This is a genomic window from Candidatus Uabimicrobium amorphum (assembly GCF_009002475.1).
Taxonomy (GTDB): Bacteria; Planctomycetota; Uabimicrobiia; order Uabimicrobiales; family Uabimicrobiaceae; genus Uabimicrobium; species Uabimicrobium amorphum.
In genome coordinates, this window is sequence record NZ_AP019860.1 from 9449956 (window position 1) to 9461219 (window position 11264).

The window sequence follows — 11264 nt, forward strand, 5'->3', positions numbered from 1 at the left end:
TACTAAAAAAACCGTAAGTTTTTCGTATATTGTGTCTTTATGAGAGGAGAAGGCTATGGAAGAGTATATCGAAAATCTTGAAAAGCTGTTTCTCGACAAGCGCAAAAAAGTTCTGGGAAAAAGTTTTTTTTCTGTGGAAAGATATAGTCAAAAAGAAAAAAAAGCTTTAGAAGAGCTGGTGGCAAAGAATTATCTTTGCGAGCAAATAGAGAGTAACAAAAAGTGGTATTTATTGGGCAAGAATGGTCTTGCTCTTCTACAGAACAACCCTTATAGATGGCAGGCGCTACAGCAACGAAAAATTTTGCAGATTCACGAATTTGAAAAAAATATTCACCCACTGCTTGAAAAAGTATTCATGCACTATGAAGAGCGCGTTGATGGTAAGTTTATTTTTGGCTATGCGCGTTTAACAAGTGAGCACAAAGAACTTCTTGAGGATATGATTTCCGATCACTACTTGCAAAAAAATAAAGGCAATACGTTTTCTTTGAGTAAAAAAGCATTGGAGTTTTTGCAGTCCGACACCGAACGCTGGGAAACTTTGTTGCGTAAAAAAGAGAGTGTCAAACTTGAACGCCAACAAAACTTTTTGCAAAAAATTGAAACGCTTCAGGGAAAAAAGAATATATCTTCTATGGTGAAAAATGATTTCGCCCAAGAATTTAAGTGGAGTTTAGACAATGGTCTTGTCACGAAGATTGCCGCGGATAAATATATCTTAACCGAGAAAGGGCAAAAGTTTTTGTTTGCTCTACGACCTCCGCAAGAAGTTATTGATGACCTGCGTCAAAGTTTTAAATTTTTGGAAAATAAGGTTGTGAAAACATGCGAAATTTTCACAGCAAAAGATGAGGTTATCGAGAATCTTGCAATTATAAAAGAGGACTTGCATGATAACTTCGAAGGCCTATGCTCCAATATAGAATTGTCGTTCCAACAATTAAATAAAATTGAAACATTGGTGGAAGAAAGTTCCATTGCCAGTAAGTGGAAACGAGATGTGGAAGAAAAGCTCAGTGTTTTGCGAGAGCAATTTGAAACCGAAAAACAAAATCTCAAATATAAATGGCTAGAGAAACAAAAAAAACACTTTGATTTGTTACAAGAGAAATTGGTCAAAAGTGAAGAGATGGTTCGCGAAAGTCAAGATCATCTCCAAAAAGATCTGAGTGACTTGAAGCAAAATATCAATAGTGTATACGAGATACTCAAAGAGAACAGCCACACCAAAACACCAAATAATTTTACTCCTGTGACTCATGGTGAAATATACAACAATGTTGTGTGGGATGCCGAAGAAAGCGTTGTCAAGAAAAACGATGAAAATCCAAGTCCCCCCTGGGAAAAAAATATCAAAGAATTAAATAAGCGTAAAGAATCTAGTGATACGCAAGTCGATGAATCTGATACGCAAGTCGATGACGATGATGAATTTGACCCACAATTTGATGAGGTGAATTCTCGCGATGTTTCCGATCCTCAAATTGATTTCAATGACGAGGGGGACTATGATATTGATGAATCTCAGAATGAATTTGCGATAGGGAAAGATGAAGAGGATTCTGAAGAGCTAGACGATGAAGAAGTCGAAGAGGATTTGGAAGAAGATACGGAAGAAGTTGAAGATGAACAACTTAAAACGTTGGGAACAGAGGGGAATACCCATGAAGACGCCTCCGAAGAGCTTGAAGACGATGTAGAAAAGTTAGACGCTGCCGAGGAGTTTGAAAACGATGAAGACGAAGTAGAAGATGAGTTAGACACTGCCGAAGAGTTTGAAGACGATGAAAACGCGGTAGAAGAGCTAGACGCTACCGAAGAGTTTGAAGACGATGAATACGCGGTAGAAAAGGATGAGGACGAAGTAGAAGACGATGAATACGCTACCGAAGAGCCTGAAGACGACGAAGTAGAAGATACCGAGGAAGAAAACGCGTTTGATAGTATCAGCGAAGACTCTGAAGATAACGATGAATTAGACGATTTAGATATCGATGAAGAACTGCCACAACAAATACTCGTATCGATTAAAAATTATTATCAACTCACCTATTTTCAGCATCGTGGTCTATTGAAGCTTGGTTTTTTGATGGATTACTTATGCGAAGAGTTTTCTGTAGATCGCGAATACATAAAATCTGTTATTAAAAACCTTGCGCGACAAGAGCACTTAATACTTTCTCCTGTAACGAAAACAAAGAATATTGATTTGGAAAATGTGATTTGTGACGGAACGAAGTTTTACGATGCATTGCAAATGCCATAGTTTTCATTTGAACATGAATACTTTAGCTTATATGACGAATAGTTTTGTTTACGTATAAAAATTACTACCTAAAATAATTTGCAGGATGTTTATTTTTTGACAAAGACAGAAAAAAACCATAAGATGGTTAATCATCTATGCTTTTACAATGCACATAACTCATAATATGGTTTTTAGAATGAAATACAAAGGTTTAGTACTAGATAAATTCCAACAAGAGGCAATATCATTAATCGATTCAAATACTTCGGTAATTGTTTCCGCACCAACAGGTGCAGGGAAAACAGTTATTGCGGAGTATGCTATTGAAAAATCTCTAGAAAAAGATAAATCTGTTATATACACGGCTCCTATCAAGGCGTTGTCGAATCAAAAATTTCGCGATTTTAAATTGCGTTACCCAAATCAAGTTGGGATCATGACAGGAGACCTGTCTTTGAATACATCGGCACCTATTTTGATTATGACAACAGAAATTTTTCGCAATGCCCTTTTGGAAGACCCGCAAAGGTATAATAATGTCAATTATTTAATTTTTGACGAAGTTCATTATTTACAAGACGAAGATCGAGGAACTGTTTGGGAAGAAAGCATCATATTTGCCCCCGAACATATCCAAATTTTAGCTTTGTCCGCTACAATCCCCAATGTTGATGAATTTGTCGACTGGATTCAATCTGTAAGAAAAAAACCGACAAAGGTTGTTCGCGAAACAAAAAGACCTGTACCTTTGCGAGAGTACTGCCACTTATTTGATCAACAAGTGCTTAACATAAAAGAGGCGCGCAAAAAAATTCCCAAGAAAGCCAAAAACTACTCAAAAGACTTTACACCCTTGAGTAAAAATGAAGCCGCACAATCTATCTTATCAGAGGTCTTGGCAAGGAATCACATTCCATGTTTGTACTTCGTTTTTTCACGCAAAGAGGCTCAAATAACAGCGGTAAAATGTAAGAACCGCCTGTCATTACTCTCCAAAGAAGAGCAAATTCACGCCAAAAAACGTATTGAAGAACTTGCGGAAATGTATGGCATTACCAATTTTTCTTCCCGAGAATTATACTCTCTACTTCTCAAAGGAATTGGCTATCACCATGCGGGTATGCTTCCTGCACTCAAAGAAATTATCGAGCTACTTTTCACCGAGGGATATTTAAAACTACTTTTCGCGACAGAAACGTTTGCCTTGGGAGTGAATATGCCCGCGAAGAGTGTCATATTTTCCAAAATTAAAAAATTCGATGGTACTTCGGTACGTCCACTGAAGCCTCTAGAATATCAGCAAATGTCTGGACGCGCAGGACGACGTGGTATGGATGAAGTCGGTCACGTCTACATTGACTTAACGCAAGATCCTATATCCGTAAACGAATTGAATAGAGTGGTTAGCGAACAACTTTCTCCTATCCAAAGTCGATTTAATCTTTCGTATTCGACAATTCTTAGTCTTTATGGGCATTTGGGAGAAGACATTCTCACTGCTTCTGACAAAAGCTTTGCCGTATTTCAGAAAGCGCGTGCGCTAAAACAACACGAAAAAAAGAAAAAACGTATGCTACTAAAGAGTCAGCGAAATTTGTTAAAGCAAAAACTTGCCTTCCTACAAGGACTTGGTTATGTACAAAAAGACGGCCTCACATCAAAAGGGCGTTTTGCCTCTCAAGTTTGTGGTCACGAGGTGGAGCTCACCGAGCTTTTCTTTGATGGTTTTCTCGAAGGAGCCAATGAAAGAGTTCTGTTTTGTATTGTCGTTGCTTTGACATTCGAAGGAAGAAAAGGTGGACGCTACAATAAAATTCCCAAAGAAGTACGAAAATTATCTAAACGCATAGAGAAACGTATTCTTAGCATTTGCAAATTAGAAAATATGTATGGTATACGCGATTGCATAAAAATGCCTGATTTTCGACTTTCTTCTGCGGCACTTGCGTGGTCGTCCGGTAAGTCATTTTCCTCCATTCAAAGTCAATTTCGTGTAGATGCCGGGGATATTATTCGCAATTTTCGTTTAGCAATTCAAATACTAAGACAATTGAAAAAGATATGTGTTGGCTACGATTCATTTGTTGGTTTAGTTGACAACTGTATTTTAGCGGTGAATCGCGATGAAGTAAATGCTTTGCGCCAATTACAAGTATTTAGCGATTTGACTCAACAACGATAAGAGAAAAATATGGCAAAAGTTATCATAAAAGGCTCTGTTGACAATACCGACATCATTGAAATTTCAGATGAGCTTACCGAACGCTACGTTTCCGATGCTCGCTCTAAGTTTATGGTGCGCTTGAATGCAAAAGTGAAAAATATTATCCTACTATGCAAGAATATCAAACGCGTCGATAGTAGCGGGGCTTCGTTGCTTGCGGAAATCTCATCTGAAATCAAGAAAAATGGTGGTAAAGTATTTTTGGTGAACTGTCCTTCTTCTGTGAAGATACTTATTAACTTTGTTGGTTTAGAACACTTATGCGAATTTCATAACAGTGAAGAAGAGGTCTGCTCTATTTTAAATATAAATCGACAAGATTTTTTGTTTTCGGCGACAGGCCGCGCCTTAAAAAGACAAATCACACTACATGATACAATTCGCGACAAGAAAATAAATTTACAGTACAACCAAACGATGACCATTGCATCGATGATTGAGTTTTTGCAAAAGCAGTTTATCCACCTACGCAATATAGATATTTGTCTGGAAATAGGTCATGAGCGCCTACCGGAAGATGCCACGGTCATTGATATATTTAATAAATACCATTATTCCCAAGAAAATGTCATTAAGATAAGCAAAGACGACAGTCCCCGAGAAGATGATTTCGACCTAGATAACCCCACGGAAAAAATTACCGATGACGTGTATACGGGTTTCGGGACACAGCTGATGGAATCTTTAGGCAAAAATGAACAATACGGACTTACAGGCGAAGGCACTGTTGTCGATGACACCACCGCAGAAGAAATGGCACTACAGGAACAAGTGGAAATCAAGGATGACTTACTGTGCTCTCAGGAGGTTGCATTGGAAGTATCCGGTACGTTGTCGCAAATACTAGAGCAAGCCCTGGGGCGTGTTCGCCGCGTCGAAAAAACCCTGGAGTTTGTGCTAGAACTATCGAGTAGTTTTTCCAAAACCAAAAACTTAAAGGAATCGTTAAAAAGGTTAATGGAGACGATTTATAATTTTGAGGATTATGGCTACGGAGTTGTTTTGCTATATGATCGCAAAACCGGTAAATTGGAAACAAAATGCGCCGTAAGTAACGAAGAAGATTCGTTTCAAAAAACAATGATTTCCAGACGCATTATTCAAGATACCGAAGAAAAACGTTCGCTAATGACTGCGGTTCATGAAACAAGTAAACGCATGCACATTTCGATTCCTCTACTATCGGGGAAACAGTTATTGGGCATCATTTACTTGATTGGCATTCCCAATAAACAATATGTTCGCGAAAAGCTACTGATGCTATCGACAATAACAAACTACGGAGCATTGGCAATCGAAAATGCTATTTTAATCGAAGAGCTGGACTCTTCCTTGTCTGGGTGATTGTTGAGGACCTACGATGATTGCAATTTCAAGCGCCGGATGCACCTCTTCTGCCGCAGAATACACACAACACTTATACCGCGAGGGACTTTTTAAAGACTTTGAATTCATGGTCGAAGATCACATTGTTTTAAAAGATTTAATGAACATTGTCTCACTGAACATGCAGCCTGAACTTGTGAAAAGTTGTGCAGGGTATTCTCTGTGCTCTAACGCGGAAAACGATCGCCAAAATTATTTGGCGAATGTGGCCAACGTGGCGAGTAAAGCGGTTCATTATAAATGCAAGAATGTGATTGTATGGCCGGGCTATGTACCGGTAGTAAACGGCTTCGAGAAACACAATCGCGCCTTAAATAACGGCGAAGAGTTCGAATGCCCGAAAAGAACGATGTATTTGCAAAATTTATGTCGTTCTTTGTACACGCTATGTAAAAAGTTTCCCGATATAAATTTTTGCATTCCCACAGGACGAACATTTTACGAAATTCCCACTTCTGTAGAAGAAGTGCAGTGGATTCTAGAAGACGTCAACGCACCTAACTTAAAATATTGGCATAACACCGCACACAGCCACTTGCTCGAAAAAATGAAACACGAAGCACAAGACAATTGGCTGCAAAGTTTGGGAGATCGCACCTGGGGAGTTCATCTCGAAGACGTTGTCGGAGTCGAGGCTCTCTGCCCACCAGGGACAGGTGAGGTAAAATTTCACCACATAAAATCCCACCTACCGAAAAATGCCCTCAAAGTACTACGCATCTCCGAACAATTTGGCGCCTTTGGCATACAAACCGCTTTGGATATGATACGCTTTTAGTAAATTATTTGATATGCTTTAGCTTAATCGCTAGTTAAAATTTGCAAGCATGTCATCCCCTTGAAAGCGCATATGTATAGATATATCTTAAAAAGTAGTTTTGTTGTTGTATTTTGGCAGCTAGGCTATTTTCTCAAAAAGCTCTGTAAGCGTTCGATAGTCTTTTCTTTATTGAGAGCTTTGTTCCAATAATCGCAAAAAACAGCGTCGAAATGTCGCAGCATTTGCGCTTGCATCTCCCCACATATCACCTCTCCATAGTACATATAACCCAGCCATAAATATTTATTGGCATATAGACGAAAATTTGTCGGAGGCATGGGGCATTGTGGTCCTGGTTGCAAAAGACGCAACTCGATGAAGTTGTGGGTATCAATGAAATCTAGCATATGTTCAATTTGCGGTTTGAGCAATTCGCGGGGTATCATGATACTTTTTTCTAGAATTGTGTCTAGAACAATGAATTGTGAGGTAATTCGCGCATCTATGTATTGTTGTTTGCGTTGTTGACGCGCGACAATGAATTTGTCGATTTCTTCTTCGGAAAACTTGTGGGGATCGTTGCGCCATTTGCGGCATAAATACTGCGTATATTCTGGCATTTCGATTTCGGGATCTAGCCAGGAAATGACCATGCTTTTGATAATGCCAATATTGCGACGTTCGTAAAACATATCGCCCATCACTTTTTGTGTTACCGCCAGACTATGATGCGCGTTTTCAAGTAGAGAGATATCGCGATTGGAATAACCACCATGTGCTAAGAGTATCTTTGCGGTGATGGGGTCAAGGTCAAGATTTACGATGATTCTTTTGATTTTGTCTTCACTTAGAATATAACCTTGTTTCTCTGCGCGATACCAGTGCGCTTGTGAAAAGCCCACTCTTTTTGCCATCTCGGTGGTGGTGATTTTACTTTTTCCCTCTTTGCGCGCTGTATTTTCACGAATTCTCTGCAAAAACAAACTAAAAGCTTTGTTGCCCATGACATTCCTCTAACCAACAAATGAAAATAAAAAAAATTTCGTACGTTTCTCTTCGTATTATAGGTAATACTTTTTTATTCATAAAATGAATAATTATTCATCATTGTACAAAAAAGATTTTTGAGGCTAGTCTTGGGGTAGGTGATTTGTGTTTGTGAAAGGAGAAGCGATGATGAGTACGCGACCACAAAAATATGAAAAGTTATTTGCCATACTTCGAGAAAATAGTCGTAAAGATAAAACGTATCGTGTTGTTAGCGATCACGAGTTAGAGATCAAAGTACCTCTGAGTAAGTCATTTATTTTTATTGGTGTATTTTGTTTATCTGCTAGCGTGCTGGCCATATCAAATTTGCTAGCGTTTCGCGCAGTTGTTGCATCTACGATATGGATGTTTCTTTTTCTATTTGCCCATTTGATGGCGATTCGCGAAAGTGGTATTTACGATTACATTTTGATATATATCAAAGGTTTGACAACAACGCGGGTATTGAAAATAGATGATGACGGAGTTTCGATTCAATTTGGTTACAAATTATGGCGATATTATATCGTTGATTTTCAAGCGAAGTTGAATGAAGTAGGTAGAGTTTCGTGGTACATGGGACAGGCAAGTAGTCGTGTGTGTGAAGATGTGAATGATTGGTTTTTGGGGATACATACGAAGAAAGAAGAGCGTAGCCATTCGTTTTTTATAAACGATAACAATTTGTCGCGTAAAGAATGTAAAAAACTTGGTTCTGCCATTATTATTTTTCTTTTGTATCACGGGGTAGATCTTACACAAACGGATGAAAATTGTTGGCAGCATAATGCCGATGCGGTTTTTGTGGAGGAAGACGATTCGGGAAAGGAAGAACCTAAAGAATATGCGAATGACCCAAATGTGGAAGAAATGGTTTTCTCGAAAGAAGGTTCACTGCTTATTTTTTCAGGGATCGTTATCATTTTTTTGTTTTACGTATCTCAATTTACTACGGCATTTTTGCCACTGCTATACTTGGCATTATTTAGTTTTTCCGTGCTGTGTTGCGGCTGTTGTGCTCCTATTTTTGCCACATTATTGATTGTTTTTGAGGCATCAATTTGGGTGTCATTTACCGTGCTTTTTATTGTACCTATCGTCGTAAAATTAATGACCGCGCGATATAAAGCACGAAGTTTTTATGAAGTGTTCGTTGATATGTTGACGCGAAAAGTGGTGGTAGTGATCAATAAAAATGACATAGCGCTTTTTTACAAGTGGGGCAAGTATCGTTATGGTTATTTTAAAGCAGCGGTTACCGATGTTGTTGCGGTAAATGAAATAAGATTTAGGGATAAATTTTGCTTGTGTATTTTAGACGGGAACGCAAAGGAGAGAAAGTTTTGCTTTTGTGTTAAAGAAGTTGACGACATCGAGCGATTTGTCAATTGGCTATTGGATCACAAATCTGTAATTGTGAGAAAAAATACTCACTGGCATCGTTGGCAGGCACCACACCGTGACGATGATGTTGTGTTGTATTATGAACTGGTAAATGCTTGTTAGGATAGCCCGATACCGTTCCGAAATTGTACTTTTTTTGTTGGTTTTCGGGAACGGGAACGGGATCGGGAACGGGATCGAGTTATTGTAGTTGCGCAATATGTTTATTAATACCTTTTAAATAGGTATCTTTGTGTACATAATACGCCATGCGCTCTAGTTCCATGTAATTGTAACCACCACGCATATCGGTAAGTCCGTTTTCTTTTTTCTTCTGTATTTTTTTCACACAACTCTTTTGCTCTTCTATGGCTTTGATAAAACAAGCAACGAGTTCCGCTTGTTTGTTTCTTCCTTCCCAACCAATACCTGTGGCTTCTATCATACCCAAAACAAATAAATTGTCGTATTTAGGATGAAATACATTTAGATACAAATTGGGAGTATGTCCTTGCCAATTTAAGTGCTCTTTATCGATAAATGGATAGTTGAGTTTGTAACCTGTGGCAAAAAGAACAATGTCGTAGTCTTGTTGTGTTCCGTCTTTGAAGTGCACGGTGTTGCCAGCAAATTTTTCGATATCTCCTTTGACACTCAAATCACCATGACCTAAATGGTAAAGTACCATAGAGTTGACGATAGGGTGGACTTCATACAACTTGTGGTCGGGTTTGGGAAAACCAAATTTTTCGGGATCTCCTGTAAAAAACTTGAGTAGCACTCCGTCGAGCTTTTGTTTGAAAAGACGCGGTAGTTTTATTTTTCCACCTACGGAATCGGCGGGTTTTCCGAATACATATTTGGGAACAAAGTGATATCCGCGTCTGACACTCATGTCTACTTTGGTGGCGTGGTGGACTGCGTCAACGGCAACATCACATCCGGTATTACCGGCTCCAACAATGAGAACGCGTTTACCATGGAATACGCTGGGATCTTTGAATTCAGAAGAGTGCATGATGCGTCCAGAAAATTCACCTTGGTACTTTGGCATATTTGGTTTGGAGAAAATTCCATTTGCTAGAATAACACCTTTATAAACCGATGTTTGTTCGGGTTGATCTTGTTGTTGATAAGTGACAGACCAACCGTCTTCAACAGGTTCTAACTTGGTGACTTTTGTTTGGAATTTGTAATGATCATAGAGAGAAAAATGCTTAGCAAAATCGCGAAAATATTGCTTCATTTCCGAATGATGCGGATAGTCTGCTACGTGTTCTTTCATCGGGTATTCAGCAAACTCCGTCATTTTTTTCGACGAGATGAGGTGTGCTGATTTGTACATAGTGCTATTGGGGTTATCAATGTCCCATAGCCCACCTACATCGCTGTGTAGTTCAAAACCATCAAACGGTATATTTTTCTTTTGTAAATTACGTGCCCCTGACAAACCTGCTGGGCCGGCACCAATAATTGCGTATTTTTCGCGTGTCATAGTTCTCTCCTTTATTGTGAACACTTACAAAATGCTCTGGTTATCATATAAACAGCCATTTGCCGCGATGTTGTTTCATCGAATTCGGTGGGGATAATGTCAAAATGACGATGAATCGCAAAAAAAGTAATGGTATTCACGACAAATCGAACACTGGCATTAATGTCAACTACTTGTGGTATATGACCTTGGGAAATACTTTTTTCGATATAAGAGGTCAGAAGAGTAAACATTTGTTGCCGGCGTTTTTTAAACCACAATTCTGCCAATTCTGGCCAATCAAGAGCGGAGCTCTCTATAAGTTTTATGCCGATGCGATATTTGGCAAGAACATCGTATATTTCACCGATAATTTGTGCAAATTGTTGTCTATGTTCACTTGTACAGTCTTGTTGTAGGGACTGAGTAAGCGTAGGAAAACGACGTTCTAGCAGTGTAGATTTTTGCAAGAAATTCAATGTGTCTTGCGTGGATGCAAGGGGCCATTTGATCTCTCCAAGGTCGATGTCTTCGATATTAACGCGTAGGATTAAATCAAATAACGCCTCTTTACTTTTGAAGTATCGATATATGGATCCTGTCGAAAGTCCAAGGCTCTTTGTGACATCTTCCATCTTGCTGCGTTTATATCCGTTGCGAATAAAAATATTTGTCGCGGTTTCTATAATCTGTACTGCTTTATTGATATCGTGTTTTCGTGGCATATGAAAATCCTATTTTTAGTGAGTGACTCATT

General features: G+C 38.8%; 8 protein-coding genes. 5 read left to right on the forward strand and 3 right to left on the reverse strand.

Features of this window, described 5'->3' with window-relative positions; translation table 11 throughout:
* Positions 1–55: 55 nt before the first annotated feature.
* The 4 genes from UABAM_RS33160 (at position 56) to UABAM_RS33175 (ending at position 6639) form a co-directional block, all read left to right on the forward strand.
* Positions 56–2269: a hypothetical protein gene (locus UABAM_RS33160; RefSeq protein WP_152021913.1), complete on the forward strand. Its 2214-nt coding sequence runs from the start codon at positions 56–58 to the stop codon at positions 2267–2269.
* Positions 2270–2447: 178 nt separating this feature from the next.
* Positions 2448–4433 (forward strand): DEAD/DEAH box helicase, encoded by a 1986-nt coding sequence (locus tag UABAM_RS33165; protein WP_173013714.1) that lies wholly within the window; start codon positions 2448–2450, stop codon positions 4431–4433.
* A gap of 9 nt (positions 4434–4442) precedes the next feature.
* Entirely contained in the window at positions 4443–5819 is a 1377-nt protein-coding gene (locus tag UABAM_RS33170; protein WP_152021915.1) for an STAS domain-containing protein, read from the forward strand.
* Positions 5820–5835: 16 nt separating this feature from the next.
* Positions 5836–6639, forward strand: coding sequence for a TIM barrel protein (locus UABAM_RS33175; RefSeq protein WP_152021916.1), 804 nt, complete (start codon positions 5836–5838; stop codon positions 6637–6639).
* 125 nt (positions 6640–6764) lie between these two features.
* On the opposite strand, the gene UABAM_RS33180 is transcribed toward UABAM_RS33175, so the two are convergent.
* The gene (locus tag UABAM_RS33180; RefSeq protein WP_152021917.1) at positions 6765–7625 is read right to left on the reverse strand and encodes a helix-turn-helix domain-containing protein; all 861 of its coding nucleotides are present in this window, start codon (positions 7623–7625) and stop codon (positions 6765–6767) included.
* A 169-nt stretch (positions 7626–7794) separates the two neighbouring features.
* Between UABAM_RS33180 and UABAM_RS33185 the strand changes: the two genes are divergently transcribed.
* Positions 7795–9156, forward strand: coding sequence for a hypothetical protein (locus UABAM_RS33185; RefSeq protein WP_152021918.1), 1362 nt, complete (start codon positions 7795–7797; stop codon positions 9154–9156).
* A 79-nt stretch (positions 9157–9235) separates the two neighbouring features.
* Here UABAM_RS33185 and UABAM_RS33190 read toward each other — a convergent pair whose 3' ends face one another.
* Together UABAM_RS33190 and UABAM_RS33195 are read right to left on the reverse strand one after the other, a co-directional pair.
* Positions 9236–10528 (reverse strand): flavin-containing monooxygenase, encoded by a 1293-nt coding sequence (locus UABAM_RS33190; protein WP_152021919.1) that lies wholly within the window; start codon positions 10526–10528, stop codon positions 9236–9238.
* An 11-nt stretch (positions 10529–10539) separates the two neighbouring features.
* A complete protein-coding gene (locus UABAM_RS33195) occupies positions 10540–11232 on the reverse strand; it encodes a TetR/AcrR family transcriptional regulator (RefSeq protein WP_152021920.1) in 693 nt (230 codons plus the stop codon).
* Between the last annotated feature and the right edge of the window lie 32 nt (positions 11233–11264).

Excerpts from the sequence above, each read along its gene's own strand:
- UABAM_RS33160 (WP_152021913.1), top strand. The coding sequence starts at position 56 with ATGGAAGAGTATATCGAAAATCTTGAAAAGCTGTTTCTCGACAAGCGC.
- UABAM_RS33165 (WP_173013714.1), top strand. The coding sequence starts at position 2,448 with ATGAAATACAAAGGTTTAGTACTAGATAAATTCCAACAAGAGGCAATA.
- UABAM_RS33170 (WP_152021915.1), top strand. The coding sequence starts at position 4,443 with ATGGCAAAAGTTATCATAAAAGGCTCTGTTGACAATACCGACATCATT.
- UABAM_RS33175 (WP_152021916.1), top strand. The coding sequence starts at position 5,836 with ATGATTGCAATTTCAAGCGCCGGATGCACCTCTTCTGCCGCAGAATAC.
- UABAM_RS33180 (WP_152021917.1), bottom strand. The coding sequence starts at position 7,625 with ATGGGCAACAAAGCTTTTAGTTTGTTTTTGCAGAGAATTCGTGAAAAT.
- UABAM_RS33185 (WP_152021918.1), top strand. The coding sequence starts at position 7,795 with ATGATGAGTACGCGACCACAAAAATATGAAAAGTTATTTGCCATACTT.
- UABAM_RS33190 (WP_152021919.1), bottom strand. The coding sequence starts at position 10,528 with ATGACACGCGAAAAATACGCAATTATTGGTGCCGGCCCAGCAGGTTTG.
- UABAM_RS33195 (WP_152021920.1), bottom strand. The coding sequence starts at position 11,232 with ATGCCACGAAAACACGATATCAATAAAGCAGTACAGATTATAGAAACC.